The sequence below is a fragment of the Leptotrichia buccalis C-1013-b genome, assembly GCF_000023905.1.
Taxonomy (GTDB): domain Bacteria; phylum Fusobacteriota; class Fusobacteriia; order Fusobacteriales; family Leptotrichiaceae; genus Leptotrichia; species Leptotrichia buccalis.
In genome coordinates this window covers 371,467-388,305 of sequence record NC_013192.1, presented here as the reverse complement: position 1 = coordinate 388,305, position 16,839 = coordinate 371,467, and the positions used below count along the sequence as shown (strand labels likewise).

13 protein-coding genes and 1 pseudogene are annotated in these 16,839 nt (G+C 32.0%); 1 reads left to right on the top strand and 13 read right to left on the bottom strand.

Annotated features, from left to right (window positions below):
* From cysT to LEBU_RS01890, 8 genes are all read right to left on the bottom strand, one after another.
* Positions 1–849: a sulfate ABC transporter permease subunit CysT gene (gene cysT / locus LEBU_RS01925; RefSeq protein WP_012806480.1), complete on the bottom strand. Its 849-nt coding sequence runs from the start codon at positions 847–849 to the stop codon at positions 1–3.
* A gap of 139 nt (positions 850–988) precedes the next feature.
* Complete coding sequence (locus LEBU_RS01920) at positions 989–2,020, bottom strand: sulfate ABC transporter substrate-binding protein (protein WP_012806479.1); 1,032 nt, start codon at positions 2,018–2,020, stop codon at positions 989–991.
* A gap of 51 nt (positions 2,021–2,071) precedes the next feature.
* Positions 2,072–3,757, bottom strand: coding sequence for a sulfate adenylyltransferase subunit 1 (locus tag LEBU_RS01915; RefSeq protein ID WP_012806478.1), 1,686 nt, complete (start codon positions 3,755–3,757; stop codon positions 2,072–2,074).
* On the bottom strand, positions 3,757–4,659 hold the full coding sequence (gene cysD, locus LEBU_RS01910; protein WP_012806477.1) for a sulfate adenylyltransferase subunit CysD: 903 nt from the start codon (positions 4,657–4,659) through the stop codon (positions 3,757–3,759). The genes LEBU_RS01915 and cysD overlap by 1 nt, the downstream gene beginning before the upstream one ends.
* A 42-nt stretch (positions 4,660–4,701) precedes the next feature.
* Positions 4,702–5,031 (bottom strand): 4Fe-4S dicluster domain-containing protein, encoded by a 330-nt coding sequence (locus LEBU_RS01905; protein ID WP_006805883.1) that lies wholly within the window; start codon positions 5,029–5,031, stop codon positions 4,702–4,704.
* A complete protein-coding gene (locus tag LEBU_RS01900; protein ID WP_012806476.1) occupies positions 5,015–6,769 on the bottom strand; it encodes an adenylyl-sulfate reductase subunit alpha in 1,755 nt (584 codons plus the stop codon). Before LEBU_RS01900 ends, LEBU_RS01905 begins: the two co-directional genes overlap by 17 nt.
* Before the next feature lie 371 nt (positions 6,770–7,140).
* Positions 7,141–8,205, bottom strand: coding sequence for a sulfate/molybdate ABC transporter ATP-binding protein (locus LEBU_RS01895; RefSeq protein ID WP_012806475.1), 1,065 nt, complete (start codon positions 8,203–8,205; stop codon positions 7,141–7,143).
* Positions 8,206–8,209: 4 nt separating this feature from the next.
* Entirely contained in the window at positions 8,210–9,919 is a 1,710-nt protein-coding gene (locus tag LEBU_RS01890; protein ID WP_012806474.1) for a nitrite/sulfite reductase, read from the bottom strand.
* A 501-nt stretch (positions 9,920–10,420) separates the two neighbouring features.
* Between LEBU_RS01890 and LEBU_RS01885 the strand changes: the two genes are divergently transcribed.
* Entirely contained in the window at positions 10,421–11,068 is a 648-nt protein-coding gene (locus LEBU_RS01885) for a hypothetical protein (protein ID WP_012806473.1), read from the top strand.
* A gap of 192 nt (positions 11,069–11,260) precedes the next feature.
* Here the strand turns inward: LEBU_RS01885 and LEBU_RS01880 are convergent, their stop codons facing one another.
* From LEBU_RS01880 to LEBU_RS01860, 5 genes and pseudogenes are all read right to left on the bottom strand, one after another.
* Positions 11,261–12,199 carry a branched-chain amino acid transaminase gene (locus LEBU_RS01880; protein WP_012806472.1) on the bottom strand — a complete coding sequence of 313 codons (939 nt, stop codon included), beginning with the start codon at positions 12,197–12,199 and terminating at the stop codon, positions 11,261–11,263.
* A 129-nt stretch (positions 12,200–12,328) separates the two neighbouring features.
* Positions 12,329–14,131, bottom strand: a complete 1,803-nt coding sequence (locus LEBU_RS01875) for a S1 RNA-binding domain-containing protein (RefSeq protein ID WP_012806471.1) — start codon at positions 14,129–14,131, stop codon at positions 12,329–12,331.
* A gap of 358 nt (positions 14,132–14,489) precedes the next feature.
* Positions 14,490–14,783 carry an HPr family phosphocarrier protein gene (locus LEBU_RS01870; protein ID WP_012806470.1) on the bottom strand — a complete coding sequence of 98 codons (294 nt, stop codon included), beginning with the start codon at positions 14,781–14,783 and terminating at the stop codon, positions 14,490–14,492.
* Positions 14,784–14,803: 20 nt separating this feature from the next.
* A pseudogene (locus tag LEBU_RS01865) lies at positions 14,804–15,142 on the bottom strand (CGGC domain-containing protein); the annotation flags it as partial.
* Between the two features lie 250 nt (positions 15,143–15,392).
* Positions 15,393–16,493, bottom strand: coding sequence for an OmpA family protein (locus LEBU_RS01860; RefSeq protein WP_012806469.1), 1,101 nt, complete (start codon positions 16,491–16,493; stop codon positions 15,393–15,395).
* Positions 16,494–16,839: the final 346 nt, after the last annotated feature.

Below are 16,839 nucleotides of genomic sequence, written 5' to 3'. Positions count from 1 at the left end.
CTAAACATTGTTTGTCCGCTTGAACTGGTTCATTTGAACAAAATTTATTAAAAATAAAAGTGTGAATGAAAATATTAGCATAACTAGAGCAATTACAGTGGCAGAAGGATAATCCACATAATTTAATTTTTGCATAATTACATAGGAAACAACTTGTGTATGCTCTTTTAGGCTGTTTCCTGAAATATAAATTACACTTCCATATTCTCCAAGCCCTCTTGAAAAGGCAAGTCCAAATCCTGTTAATAAAGCAGGTCTTATTTCGGGGAAAATTACTTTCCAAAAAGTTGTCTTTCCGTCTGCACCTAAGATGTATGCCGCTTCTTCGTACTGATTGTCCAGCTTTTCCAGAATTGGTTGAACTGCTCTTACCACGAAAGGAATTCCTACAAAAATTAAGGCAATTATTATCCCAACGTGAGTATATGAAATTTTTATCCCAATTTTTGCAAAATATTTTCCAACCATCCCAGTATCAGAATACATTTTTGAAAGTGTGATTCCTGCAACTGCAGTAGGCAAGGCAAAAGGCAATTCAAGCATTCCGTCTAAAAATCTTTTTCCAAAAAAGTCGTATCTTACAAGCACCCACGCTAAAATTACTCCGAAAACACAGTTTACAGCGGCAGCGATAAATGAACAGAGGACGCTTGTAAAAAATGCATTTAAAACTGGCTTTTCTGTTACAAGTTTCCAAAATTCAAGAGGTGATAGCCTAAAGGAATAAACTAATATCGAGGCTAAAGGTATTAATATCAGAATTGACAGCATTGTCAATGATATTCCAAATGCAAGTCCAAATCCTGGAATTACAGACTGCTCTTTTCTTTTTAATGCTAATATTTTCATTTTTTCACTCCTTTCATAACAATATCTCTAATTAAAAGATTTTTTTGCTATTCTCTTATATTAAATAAAAAGACTTTTTGACAATGAACCTTTGCTGCACAAATATTATTGCTATTTAATTTTGAAATAATTTATACTTCTAATTTTCATAAATTTTATCAAATAATGCACCTTCATTGAAAAATTTCTCATAGGCTTTTTTCCAACCGCCAAAATCATCTATTTTTGTCAGTTTCATTTTCAAGTCAAATTTATTTTCATATTTTTTTAGAATTTTCTGATTGTAGGGTCTGTAGCCACTTTCAGCGATTATTTCCTGCGCTTTTTCTGAATACAGATATTTCAAGTATTCTGTACTTATCTGATAAGTCCCGTTGCTTTTTGCAACTTTGTCAACTACCGCTACTGTAGGCTGTGCCAAAATGCTCACACTCGGATAGACAATCTCATATTTTTCAGGATACTCCCTAATCGTAGCAATCGCCTCATTTTCCCACGCAATCAGTACATCTCCCTGATTATTTTCCACAAAAGTCGTAGTTGCTGCCCTTGCCCCCGAATCCATTACTGTCACATTGTCATAGATATTTTTCACAAAATTTTGAATCTTATTCTCATCATTTCCAAATTTTTCACGTCCGTATGACCACGCTGCCAAAAAATTCCAGCAAGCTCCACCGCTGCTTTTCGGATCAGGTGTTATCACTTTTATTCCTTTTTCTGTCAAACTGTTCCAATCCTTAATATTTTTCGGATTTCCTTTTCTTACAAGAAAAACGATTGTAGAGGTATACGGAGAAGAGCTTCCTGGAAATTTGTTTACCCAACCTTTTTCAAGTAAGTCTACCTTCTCAAGAAGTGCCACATCATTTTCCAGTGCCAAAGTTACCACATCCGCATCAAGCCCTTCAATTACCGAACGTGCCTGTGAGCCTGAGCCTCCATGCGATTGGGAAATTTTTACATCCTGTCCGTATTTTTGCCTGTAATATTCTATAAACAACTTGTTATACTTTTCATACAGTTCACGAGTAGGATCATAGGAAACATTTACAATTTCCAATTTTTTCCTACTTTTTCCAGATTTGCTGTTTTGCCGCATAATTCCGATAAAATAAAGAAAAATAACAATTATAGCAAATATTACTGGTATTTTCAGTTTCTTTAACATCTTCACGTTCCCCTTTTTATGAAATATGTCTATTCAATAATCTAATTAATATTAAATCATATAGAAATTATCCCCACTTACTACTCTTCTGTAAGTTTCAAATTTTGCCCATTTTTTGTGAATTTCCACTTTATTTACATTTTGATTGTAATCTAAAAGATAATTTTTCATATCTTCCCTAGTTTTAATCTGCAATCCAAATCCTGCTGTGTCTAATATTGGCAATCCTGTAAAATGATAATCTTCCAATTTAACAATATCAAAAATTTTACAGTCTCGCACTAAAACTGCCGCCTCACTTTCAAGTGATATAACGTCAAAATATTGTGGATATTCAAAACTATCTCCTTTTTGAGGCACTTCGTCGCCAACATGGTATGTTCTTTCTTTTGTCCCTTCTTTAGACATTCTCGCATTTTCAAAATCGAAATATAGTTCTTCAAAAATGTATCCGTCAATTTTTATGTCATCCTTTTCAAAATAAGGTTTTTCCCCAGTTGTATCAATATTTTTCACTACTCCTGCAGCGGCAGTCTGATGTGAAAGCCTGTCAATTAGTATCAACTCTCCCAAAGCCTTATTTTTTTTGAACAAATCAACAATAACTTTATCTGAAAATTCAATTTTACAAAGAGCAATTTCATTTTTTGTGATACTTTGTATTTCAATTTTTTCTCCTGTATTCACATCAATTTTATATACAATTTCCTTTAATATTGCGGAAAGTTTCTTTGTTCCAAGTTTTGCCAAATATTCCTTTCCAACTGTCAATTTGTCATCATCCATCCACAATAATACAGCTTCAACCGATTTTGCAACTGGAAGATTTTTATTTTTCGTGATAACAGAACCACGGCTCACATCCACTTCCTTGTCCAGCTGAATTGTAACAGCCTGTCCAGAAAATGCCTCTTCTACATTTTTATCTCCATTCAAAATCGTTTTGACAGTCGCAGTTTCATTACTTGGCAAAACAGTGATTTCTTCTCCAGTTCGTATGATTCCACTTTCAATTTGCCCCTGAAATCCTCTAAATTCGTGATTTGGACGGCATACACGCTGGATTGGGATATAAAAGTCTGAATTTTCGTTATTTTCTGTCACATCCACTATTTCCAGATATTCTATAATGCTCTCGCCCTTATACCAGTCCATATTTTCAGATTTTTTTGTAACATTATCGCCTTCCGTGGCACTCACGGGAATTATTTTTATATTTTCTAATTCCAGTTCCTTCGCTAATTCTTTCACTTCATTGACAATTTTATTAAATTTCTCTTCGCTGTATTTTGCTAAATCCATTTTATTTACCGCAAAGACAAAGTGCCGTATTCCAACCATCGAGCATATTCTCGCATGTCTTCTTGTTTGTACAAGTACCCCTTTTGTAACATCTAAAAGTAAAATTGCCACTTCCGCAAAAGAAGCTCCAACTGCCATATTCCGTGTATATTCCTCATGCCCTGGCGTATCAGCCACAATAAAGCTCCGTTTATTTGTCGTAAAATACCGATATGCCACATCAATTGTGATTCCTTGCTCCCTTTCAGCCATCAATCCGTCCAAAAGCAGCGAATAATCGATTGCTCCTCCACGTGAACCGACTTTACTGTCTAAAATTAACGCTTCTTCCTGATCCGCATAAAGTAGCTTAGAATTGTAAAGGATATTTCCAATTAATGTCGATTTTCCGTCATCCACACTTCCACAAGTTATAAATTTTAATAATCTTACCATTAAAAATACCCCTCTCTTTTTCTTTTTTCCATACTTGCCGCTCCGCTGTCCTTGTCAATAACCCTGCTTGTTCTTTCAGATTCCACCGAACTTAGCGTTTCATCTATTATTTCCTCCAAAGTTACAGCATTTGACTCCACAGCCCCTGATAACGGATAATCTCCTAAAGTTCTAAAACGAACCATTCTAATTTCAGGATCTTCGCCTTCTTCCAGTCTCATTCTCTCATCATCAACCATTATCAAATTTCCATCTCTTTCCACAACAGGACGTTCTGCCGCCGAATAAAGTGAAACAATCGGTATATTTTCCCTTTGAATATACTCCCAAATATCCTTTTCAGTCCAGTTGGAAATTGGGAAAACCCTAATACTTTCACCTTTACTAATTTCTGTGTTGTAAAGTTTCCACATTTCTGGCCGCTGGTTCTTAGGATCCCATGCTTGAGCTGCATTTCTGAATGAAAAAATTCTTTCTTTTGCACGACTTTTTTCTTCATCTCTTCTGCCGCCGCCAAATGCCGCAGTAAATCCGTATTTATTAAGCGCCTGCTTCAATGCCTGCGTTTTCATAATATCTGTAAATGAAGCTCCATGATCAAACGGATTAATATTTTTCTCAACTCCTTCAGGGTTAATATACTCAATCATTTCAATCCCAAGCTCCTTTGCTCTTCTGTCACGAAAATTTATCATTTCCTTAAATTTCCATCCAGTATTCACATGAAGAAATGGAAAAGGTGGCTTTTCAGGATAAAATGCCTTCATCGCCAAATGCAGCATAACCGAGCTATCCTTCCCAATTGAATACAACATGACAGGATTCTCACATTCAGCCGCAACTTCCCGAATAATATATATCGCTTCCGCTTCCAGTTCATCTAAATGAGATAATTCATTCATATATAAATCACCCTTTCTTTTTTTATTTTTTTAAAAATTTCATCAATATTTATTCGCATCTTTCCTGTTTATATCAATTTCCTCCACAGTTCCGTCTCTTTTTTCAATAATCCATTTCAGAACATCTCCTTCTTCCTTAGTTGTCATTGTGCTTCCATTTCCGCCAATATCTGCTCCAAGGAAAAATGAAATTGCCTGAACCGGACATTCCTTCACGCAGGAAACACAGCCCCAGCAGTCTTTCGGATATTGCATAACCGCCTTTTCAATTTTCATGTCATCCACTTTCTGCATCTCAATCAAAGTCCCTGGACACACCAACGTACATTTTGTACATCCTATACACACATACGGATCAATTACTATGCTCATATCTCTCCTCCTTAACAATTTCCCTCATAAATACTTCCAGTTCTCCGTTAACTAACCTCGAATTCACATATTTAAAATAGTTTTCGTCAGTTTCAGGATAATCCAGATTTTCATTAAACGAATGCCATCTCGTTTCCTTTCTGAAAAAAAGATGCTCAATTAGTGATTTACACACTATCAATCTCTCTTTCAGCTCATAAACAAACATTAAATCGTGCATATTTTCTGCCGAAAGCTCATCAGAAAGCTCTATAAGCTGATCAATTTTCTGTTTTGCCAAATTTAGCTGCTTTTCATTAAATTGATAATTTGTTGAGATTCCACCCGCATATTCATCCATAATTTTTTGCATTCCTTCTTCCATATCTTCCGTTGAGAATCTTTTGGGTTCTGTATTTCTTATTTTTTCATACTGATTAATAATTTGATTTTTTTGTTCATCCATGAAGTTTTCCACATTTTCATCAATTTTTCCACAATTAATCTTTTTTTCATCAACTAACTTTGAAATTATATCAAGTGCCGCAATTTCACCTTCAGCCAGTGCACCTGTAACATATTTCTGTGGACAGCCTCCAGCTACATCTCCTGCCGCATAAAGCCCATTAATTGTAGTTTCTCTGTTCGTATTTACCCAAAAGCCGCTTGCAGTATGCCCACCGACAATATACGGCTCTGTCCCTTCAATTTCAACATCCTGCTCATTCGGATTCTTTCCGCTTTCAATCCATTTCAATGTCTGACTTGGTGCCATATTCAAATATGCCTTTAACAAACTTTCACTTTCTTCTTCACTAATTCCACTTGTCTTTAAGTAACAAGGTCCATTTCCAAGCTGATTTTCTCTCACAGTTCCATAAACACGCTCACTAGTCGTAAGCCCATATTTGTCCTCATAAACCACCCCTCTTGAATTTACCTGTTTCGCTCCAACTCCTTGAGCAATCGTTCCAACTGGCGCAATTGTATCCTTACATCTCAAAGCAATAAATCTCATCTCAAAAGTTGTCATTTCTGCTCCAGCCAGAATTCCCATTGCATATCCTGCCCCAGTATTAAATGGCGGATACCACATCTTATGCCTTGAAAATCCAGGATTATTAGGCTTATAAAGTCCAGCCGCTCCTCCAGTCGAAATTATCACTTTTTTCGCCCTAATCACAAATACTTCTTCTTTTTTTATAGAAAATCCAACCGCGCCATAAACTTTCCCGTCCTTCACAAGTAAATCCGTAATATTAAGTGTATTCAGAACTCTCACATTTTTTGTTTTTTTCACAGCATCAGCAAGTATCGGCTTAAAATTTTCTCCATTTATTTTTATATTTCTATTTCCACGTGCAACATACTCTCCATTCTCATCTTTCAAAATCACAAGCCCCAACTTTTCCACTTCAGCGGTAATCTCATTAAATCTATTCGCAGCAGTAATTAACAAATCGTGCCGCACAATTCCATTGGCATCCTTTGCCGCGTAATCCACATAATCCTGTGGCACACGTCCTTTCACATTATACGCATTTATTGCATTAATCCCAGCCGCAAGACACCCGCTCCTCTTAATATTCGCCTTCTCTGCCACAATTACCGATAAATCAGAATTTTTTCCAAGCGTAATCGCCGCATAACATCCAGCAGTTCCCCCACCAATAATTAATACATCCGTTTCCAATTCCTTTATTTCAAGTTTTTTTCTTTCTTTATTATTTTTATTTTTATCAGCCTTATTCTCTGCCATAAAATTACCTCACAACCTACATCTATTTAACTTATTCTATAAACTTACTTTTTTATAATTTTACTGTTATAGATTATTGTTATTAAAAATATCTTTCCTAATAATTTTTATACTTTTTCTTTTTTCTAAACGTAAAGGGGATCAATCGCCATCCCCTTTACAATCCCCGCTTGTCTAAGCATTTTTTGAAAACAAAAATTAAACTCGCTTTGCTCAGACAGTAATTTTTATTTTCAAAAAATCACGACATTTTTAATTTAGTCATAAACTGTTATTTTAATTAAAAATTATTATTAATCAAATAAATATTCTATAAAAGTTCAAAGACAAATTAACTTAAATATTATATAAAAAATCTTTTTTTAGTTTTTTTAAATAACGACATCATTTTGATTTCTTGTATTTTCATTTTCCACAATTTCCACTTCCTCATTTTTCCCAAAGGCATAGGCACGATATATATAGATATTGACTTCTTCTCCCACAGATACAGCATCTTCTTCAATTTTACGATTTCCTTTTATTAAAGTGCCGTTTATTTGTACACCAATTTCTACTTCTTTTCCACGAAATAATGTATATTTAACAATTCCGTTCTCTGTTGAAGCTGAATATCTAAATTTTTCATTTGCCTTTATAATACTTACGTTTTCTGGACGGATTATTGCTTTTTGTCCATTTTTCAAGTTTTCAAAACCTTTAAATCTGTTTATATTTTCCAGTTCTATTGGGTTTCCCATAAATTTGGCTACAAATGCTGTTTTGGGATTGGAATAAATTTCTTTTGGACTTCCAATTTGTTCGATTCTTCCTTTATTTGTTACAATGATTTCATCCGCCACTTCTATTGCCTCTTCCTGATCGTGCGTTACAAAAATGCTCGTAATTCCCACTTTGTCAATTGTTTCACGTAGCCAGTTCCTAAGTTCTTGTCTGACTTTAGCATCAATTGCAGCAAAAGGCTCATCTAACAACAATAATTCAGGATGAGGAGCTAATGCCCTTGCAAATGCCACTCTTTGTCGCTGTCCTCCTGAGAGCTGGTTTGGATACCGTTTCCCAAGCCCTTTTATATTCACAAGCTCCATCAGTTTTTCCACACGTTCCTTTATAATGGACTTTTTCACTTTTGCAATCTTTAATCCAAATGCAATATTGTCAAACACTGTCATGTACCGAAATAACGCATAATTCTGAAAAACAAAGCCAATTCCCCTTTTACTTGGAGAAACATCATTTACAACTTTTCCGTCAATAATAATTTCTCCTGAATCTGGTGTTTCAAGCCCTGCAATCATCCGTAAAATTGTGGATTTTCCACTTCCGCTTGGTCCTAGCAAAGCCACCAGCTTTCCTTTTCTAATGCCTAAATTTATATTGTCTGACGCTTTGTAGCTGTTGTACATTTTGTTAATATTTTTTAGTTCCACATACATTCATCTACCACGCCCTTTCCATATCAGCTTTACGGAAATCATTGAAATCAACCACTTCAAGTTCAAATTCCTTGTATTTCTCTATCAGCTCAATAAACCTTTCCTCATGTACAAACTCCTCAAATTCAATGTTTTCCTCTTTTATAATATTTGCAATGTCCTCAAGGAAATATGGAATTTTACTTGCCTTTATTTCTCCCACGATTTCATTCAACTTGACAGTTTTACCTGTAAATTCTCCCCTTGCAAAAATTGCAAAATATTCTCCGTCTTTCTTACGTCTTCCGCTAAATCCAAGTTTTGCTATCTGCGGTGTTGCACAGGAATTTGGACATCCAGCAATCTTTATTTGTGGCAAATAATTTGTAAGCTCTCTTTTTTCATCATTTTCAAAATATTTAAAAATATAGTCCAGTATCGGCGGAGTATCTAAAATTCCAACATTACAAGTTGTACTCCCAATACACGAGTATGAATTAAAAAATTCGTTTTCGCCATAATATTCTTCCATAATTTCTCTTAATTTTAATAAATCTTCTTTTTTCAATCCTCGAACCAGAATACTTTGAAAACTTGTAAGTTTCAATTCAACTTTATAATCAAGGCTTTTTACAAACTTAATCAATTTTTCTCCATCTTCCTTGTAAATATTTCCTCTTGCAGGTCTTAAATAATACCCATATTCTCCTTTGTGCTTTCCTGCCACAATATTTCTTTCACTTTTTATAAATTCATCATCTTTAATGCTTTCGTCTGTATTTTCTCCATTAGAAAATACTTCTATTTTTTCCAGCTCTTTTTCTTTATCTAAAATTTCTCTCTCATCTAACAATTTTCTCGTATAAACTCTAAGGCTATCCCCTTTTTCAACATAAAAATTAGAAATGTATTCGTTACACAGTTCTAAAAATTTTTCTTCTCCCAAATTTAGCAAAACATAACGAAGCCTTGCTCTTGCACGAATTTTACGGTTTCCATGATCATTAAATACATTTCTTATTGCATGAATATAATACAGAAATTCATCTTCCTCGATAAATTCTCTTAAAATAATGGCATTAGTTGAAATTGGTCCAATTCCCCCGCCAACATACACTCGAAATCCCTTTTTTCCATCTTGAATTACTGCTTGAAATCCGATGTCATTTATTTTTGCATAAAGCGAATTTTCTTCCTTATTTGAAAAAGCAATTTTATATTTTCTTGGCAAATGCATAAATTCACGTCCATTTAAAATATAATCTGTCACAATTTTTGCATGAGGCGAAACGTCAAAAACTTCTTCTTCAAATCCAGTTGTTTCAGGAGTAATTACCGCTCTTGTCGAATCTCCGCAAGTTGCTTTCGTAAAAAATCCTCTTTTTGAAATGGCTTCTAATAATTCTGGCAAATTTTCCTTTTCTATTCCATGCAGCTGAAAATCTTGCCTTGTCGTAAGATGAAGCCTTTTATCACAATATTTCTGCACAACATCCAGCAAATACTCAAAGTCCTCAATGTCAATTTTACTTTCAAAAAAACGAGGTCTTATCATATACGTCCCTTTTTTTCTTCCTTCTGTATAAAGTGCAAATGAAGTCCTAACTGCATTCCACTCCTTCTCCTTTTCAGGATCAGTCAAAGCTTCCCTTGTCAAATTTATAATAAACTCCAGCTCTTTTTTCTCTCTCTCAGCCTCATAATCTTCAATTCTCTTAAAATTATCCAGTTTCATTTTTCCATCATTCCTCTCTTTATTTATAAACTTATGGGGTACTTAGTGAACTACTCCTGCTTTTAGAAGCAAGAGACTTCTTGCTAGATTTTGTTAAATTTCTTGCTAAAATATATATTTATCAAACATTTGTTTATACACTTGTATTTACAATTATTGTATCATTTTTCAAAAAAAACTTCTATATTAAAAATTATTTTGATATTCAAAGTTTTTATTAGAAAATCAAAAAAGAATAATTTAAATTTGTTTTACGATTTTTAAACTAGACATTGATAAAATTAAAGCTACTTTTTTAACTTAAGTTCTATTTTAAAAAGTCTATATTACTTTAAAAAATAAAATTCAAAAAAATTTACTTGCTCAAGAATAGAAAAACATTTGATTATTTATCAAATTTAGTATATAATATACTAAAATAACTTAAAAATTTGGATTATTTAACAAAAGCTAGTTTTTTAGTTATTATATAATTTTAAAAATTTTGAGGTGATTATAAAAATGAGAAAGTTCACATTATTTTTGATGACATTAATTTTATTTAATTTGTCATTTGCGGCAGGAGAGGCATTCACATTTCAAGGGTTCGTTCCATCAGCAGCAACAAGCATTGTAAAGTCTTCACACAGAATAAAAGCTCTAGGAAGTTCGAGAATTTCTTATCCAATGTTTATAAGTAGTAAAAATGCCAATATTGTTAAAAACATGAACAAGAATATGGAAAAATTTATTTTAGACTATAAGTCAACTAAGGATAGATTTTATGTTATTACTTCTGAAATTAAAGCTGATAACAGTTTATTCTTAAGTGTCCTGTTCACAATTGAAGAAAAAAATACAAAAACTGGTCAAAAGACAAAACTTTATGATGGAATTACATTTAATTTAAAAGATGGAAGCACATTAAGATTAAAAGATTTATTTACAGATGATTTTAATACCCCACTATCAACAGCTGTTAACGATAGATTTAGACAATTTGGATTACTTCCTGTTGACAAATTTACCGCTATTTCTAAAAATCAAAGTTTTTATATGGAAAATGATGCTGTAGTCTTGATTTACAATAAAGGTGAAGGAACAGATTTTGCTAATGGTGAAGTATTTATTCCATTTATGTTGAGAGATTTAGTAGAAATCCTTAAATAAAACAATTGAAATAAGCATGATTTTATAACTAAAAAATATTTAAAAGTTTAAAATCGTGTTTTTTTTTGCAATTTTTTTATCAAAAAATTCTAATACTAAATCCCATTAAAAAAGGAACTACTCCCATTAAATTGAAAATAATTCCTTAATTATTCAAATCTATCAATAAACTGTTGTTGAAATTAAATATAACTATTCTACAACAAATAACCATTCAGAAGACAATTCATGTTCTCCATTAATTACTTTTTCATATTCTGATTTTAGTAATTTATGAAATTTACCAGCTTCAGGTTTTGCATTAAAGTCCAACTGTCCAATAGGACGTCTGTCCAATGATTCAGCATAAGTAATTTTCATTGCTGTTCCAGTTACTAACAGTTCATCAGCTGTAAATACCATTGATCTGTCAATTTTCCCACGGTTTATTTTGTAACCATTGTATTCAAGCAATTCTAAGGCCGATCTTACTGTGATTCCTTCAAGAGCCGCATTTCCAGTATCAGGAATTATTATTTGCCCTCTATAAACTAGAATTATATTTGCAACTGATACTTCCACAACATTTCCAGCATCATCAAACATCAATGCATCATCGTAACCATTTCTTTGAGCGTCACTTGTTGCAAGAAATGAGTTAATATATGACCCTCCTGCTTTCGCTTTTGTAGGAATTGCTGAATCGTTGTATTTTCTGTAAGTTGAACTCATTAAGTTTAGTCCGCCTTCTGAGCTTACATAATCTGCAAGTGGCAGCATATAAATTGCCAAGTCAAAGTCTAGTCCAGCTTTTTTAGGTGACAATCTAGGCTCTTTACAGAATACGAACGGACGCATATAGAAATCTTCCTTTATATCATTTTTCTTAACTAATTCAGTAACGATATCCTTAAATTCGTCCCAAGTAATAAAATATTCAAATCCTAACATTTTTGATGCACTCATAAGTCTAGTGTAGTGATCTTTCAGTCTAAAAATCGCTACTTTTCCATTTCTATAATATCCTCTGATTCCACCAAAACAAGTTGTCCCATATTGTAAACTGTGTGTCGCAATACTAACTGTCGCTTTTTCAAATTCTACAATTTCTTTATCGAAATATGCAAATTTCATAAATTCTGTTTTTGCCATTTTAATTTTACCTCCATATAATTTCAGCATTCTAATATTTACTATTACATTTTAACACTTTTTTTTCATTATGTAAAATTTATTTTTTAAACTTAACTATATATTTAGTATATGCTTGAATTTTTGAAATTATACTCCATAAACTTTCATAAGTTCATCTAACTCTTTTTTTTCTTCCTGTTCTTTCACTTTTTTCACTGACAATGCAATAGATTTTCTTTTTTCATTAATATCTGTAATTACTGCTTGAACTTTATCTCCAATAGAAAATTTTTCAGAAATGTCCTTTAAAAATTCTTCTGATAATTCACGTTTTGGCACAATACCATTAAATCTGTCTGTCAATTTTACCAACACAAAATTTTCCTGAATTTCCACAATTTCAGTATTTATAACATTTCCTTTCTTACATTGCTCAGTTGCCTCTTTCCAAGGTGATTTTTCTAGCTGTTTAATACTTCCTGACAACTTTTTATCCAATTTATCAACTATAATTACTTTAAATTCTACTTCATCGCCAACTTTGTATTTCTTATGTTCTCTTTTGTCCCAAGAAAATTCATTTCTATGGATAAATACTTCTATCCCTTTTTCCAATTCCACAAAAATACCATAATCCTGAACATTCATAACTTTTCCAGTAAACGTATTGTCAAAGTCGTAAGTTTCCTCAAGAACTTCCCATCTGTCATCAAGCAGTGCCTTTGCACTTAAAGTAATTCTGTTTTTTTCATCATTAAAGTCAACTATTTTGAATTTAATCAGGTCTCCAGCTTTATATTTTGATGTCAAGTTTGATTCTCTTTTGTATGACAAGTCAGAAACGTGTAAAAGTCCGTCAATGTCTTTTTCCAACGAAATCAATAATCCAAAATCAAATACTTCTGTTATCGGTTTTTCAATAATGTCTCCAATGTGATATTTTTCCTTTACTGTATTCCAAGGATTTTCTGACAATTGTTTTACACTTAATTTAACATTTTTCTTTTCGTTTTCAATTTGAATAATTTTTGCTGAAAATTTATCGCCTTCCTTGTAATTTTTCAGCTCTTTTGCCCCATTATGCCAAGCTAATTCTGAAATATGTACAAATCCTGAATTTCCATCAACCGTTGCAACAATTCCAAAATCAAGAACATCTTTTACAACCGCTTCAACTACATCACCTACATTATGATTTTCTGCAAAATTTATCCAAGGATCTTCTGATAATTGTTTTATACTCAATTTCAATCTGTTTTTTTCAGCATCTTTTTCAATAATTTTAGCACTGATTTCATCACCTTTTTTATATTTTTCAGTCAAATTATCAACTTGCTCCCAAGAAACTTCTGAAATATGGATAAATCCACTTGCCGCTCCCAAATCCAAAATAATTCCAAAATCAAACACTTCTTTAACTTTCCCAGTAACAATATCTCCAATATTCACACTTTCAAAATATTTTTCTTCTTCAAGTTTAATTAAATCACTTCTTGAAATTGTAATATTACTTTTATTTTTTTCTCTTATTAAAAATTTAAATTTTTGTCCCGTGTAATCCTTATCCTTTTCAAATCTTGCAAGTGAAAATGGCAAGAACGCTTCATTTTTCCCAATTTTTACTGTATATCCACCTTTAATTTTTCTAGAAATTTCTCCTGTTACAATATCATCCACATTAAATGATGCCAATTCTTTTGCCTTATCCAACATAAATTTTGAAACGATAATATTGTCATCATCTTCCCTTAAAACTTTTACTTCGATTTTATCTCCAATTTCAAAGTCCTGTACTTCATGAGCATAAATTCTTCCTTCTTTTTTAGCATTTAAATCCAGAAATCCATAATCCAATTCTTTTCGTGTAATCACTCCTTCAACTACATCTCCAGATTTTTTTTCCTCTGGTAAATAATCTTCCAATAATACTTCAAATTCTCTTTCGTCCATTTTGCACTCTAGAACTGTCCCTTTTGGTTCAGTCCTTCTCCCTTCTTCTATATTTAATTTTTATCTATAATAAAACTATTTAAAAATCAAATTTTAAAAATTTTGATTCTAAAAAAGTTTGAATACATTATAAAAATTCCATTAGTATACTTAACGACATGAACTATTTCTCACTTATCCTTATAAGCCAAAATAAGTATTTTTAGAAAACTATTTGTTTTCAACAAACAAATGACCTATTAAACTCAAAGGATTGTTTTTTGCTCTGTTTATTAACATTTTAATATTGTATCGTTATCTTACTACAATATAATTTCCCGACAATTTTAATTTCAATTTATAAAATAACTTTTCATAATTATTTTTCAAAAAACTTATCAATTTCAATTAACTGCCTTAATTCTTCTAGTAATCTGTTTTCTTCTTCAATACTATTTTCATTTTCTGAAACTGCTTTAAGTTTTAATTTCTCTCCCTTAGCTGCACCTAGTATCATTATACCCATTACATTTTTTCCATCAATAACTTCATTTTCCCCAATTTTTTCTATTTCCAGTTTTACATTATATTTTTTGGCAATATTAGCAATGAGAGCTGCTGGTCTTGCATGAAGTCCTTGTTCATTCTTTATTTCCACAATTATTTCCTTCATAATTTCTTCTCCTGATGTTTTTATTTTTTATTTGTCTTATAAATTCCTTCCGCCCGCCTTTTAGTTGCAGTTTTCGAATGCCAGGTATCTTCCATAATAAGTGAATTCTTAAAAGAAGTTTTAGAAACTTGTTGTTTCATATAATTTAAAAACATACATCTGGAAGAATGATGATTATCAAGTGTAATACAGGAAGCAAAGTGGATAGCCACTTCTTCAGGTATAATCTTACCTTCCTTTTTTATACATTTATTTACATTCATTAAAAGAGAATTTACTCCTTTTCCATTACATCCTCCACATTGAAACATAAGAACTCTCATATCCTGATCTATCGGATATTCAGAAAATCCGCCACTTCTCTCATAAAATCACTGGCTGCAATGATAACCGCTGCAACGTCTTTTTGCGATTTCACATTGAATAATTACAGCTAATTTAATTTTCGACAAATCCATAATATCACCTCAAAATAAATCTATCTAAATAATAGCATTTATTAGATTAAAAATCAATGTTTATATCCTTTTTTTATAAAAAAGAGAACCATTATCAAATGATTCTCTAATTAAATATTAAAATTTTATTTTAAAATTATTAACCTTTAGATTACTGATTAATAAATCTTACATTACTAAAGTCAACATTTTGGAAGAATAATTCAACTCTTCTGTTATTGTATCTTCCATCAGTAGTATCATTAGTATCTGCTGGATTACTTTCTCCTTGTCCAGTAATTGTTCCGTAAGAAATTGTGTTCTTCAATCCGTATTCTCTTAACAATCTAGCAACATTTTGTGCTCTTGCTACTGATAATTTTTGGTTATAAGCATCTGATCCAGTTGAATCTGTATGTCCAACGAAATCAATTGATCCACCGTCAGCAAATTGGTTAATTACACCTGCGATAGCTCTTAAATCTCCTGCTTCACGTTCATTAGGTATTCTACCATCTACTTTAAATCCTCTAATTACACATTTTCTTTCATTTGCTGAACAGCTAAATGGTAACACAGCTGTATTAGGTATTGGTGTTGGTGTTGGTTCTGGTACTGGTGTTGGTTCTGGTACTGGTGTTGGCACTGGTGTTGGCACTGGTACATTTACTATTTGAGTTATAACTTTTGGTGCTCTATCGTTTTTCAATTGCCCAAATCTATATCCTAATCTAAGTCCTGCTGAATCAACGTGATCTCTAGTTCTTGTTCCTTGTCCTGCTGATTTTTCCTTAAGGCTAGATCTTTCATAAATAGCTTCTACTGAAACTGGTCCAAATTCAGTTCCTAACCCAGCTGCTACATATAATCCACCTGAGATATTTTTATCCCATTCTTTTGATTCATGAGCAAAATTATATCCAGCTCTTCCTAATACATACAATGCATCATTTCCTGAATTTGTAGTAATCAAGTTAAATTTACCTAAAGCGTAAACTGGAGCACTTCTTGCTATTTTGTTATCGTTTACTTTTTCTTTTAATTTTCCTGAAGTATTTGAGAATTTATATTCTGCTCCTAATCCCCATTCGAATTCACCTTGGTTATCAATGATGTATTCCACTCCAACAACTGGACCTCTTTTTACTGAAAAATCTTCAGCAGATCCACTCTTAAATTTTCTGTAGAAATCATATCCACTTTTAATTTGGACTTCAGATGCTACAGCATTTAAAGCTAATAAAGCTGTTCCTAAAATAACTAATTTTTTCATTTTAATTCCTCCTGAATTTCATTTTATTTTTCTCTAATAAATTAGTACTGCTTTCTCCTAATCCTTTCAATGTAATTATACAATATTTTAAAGGAAAAAACAATACTTTACTTATAATATTCTTTAATTAGGATTCCTATTTACAATCAATAATATCATTTTTTCCGTAAAAAGTCAACAAAAAAAATCATAGTAAAAATTATTCATTAACCTTATATTTATCGTGTATTTTTTAATTAAACATATTAATTTTATTGACTTTTTAGTCATTTGTTGATTTTAATTTTTTTATTAAATTTTTTCTTTTTTTATAACTATATTTTTTTAAAATTTTATGTAAAATCAA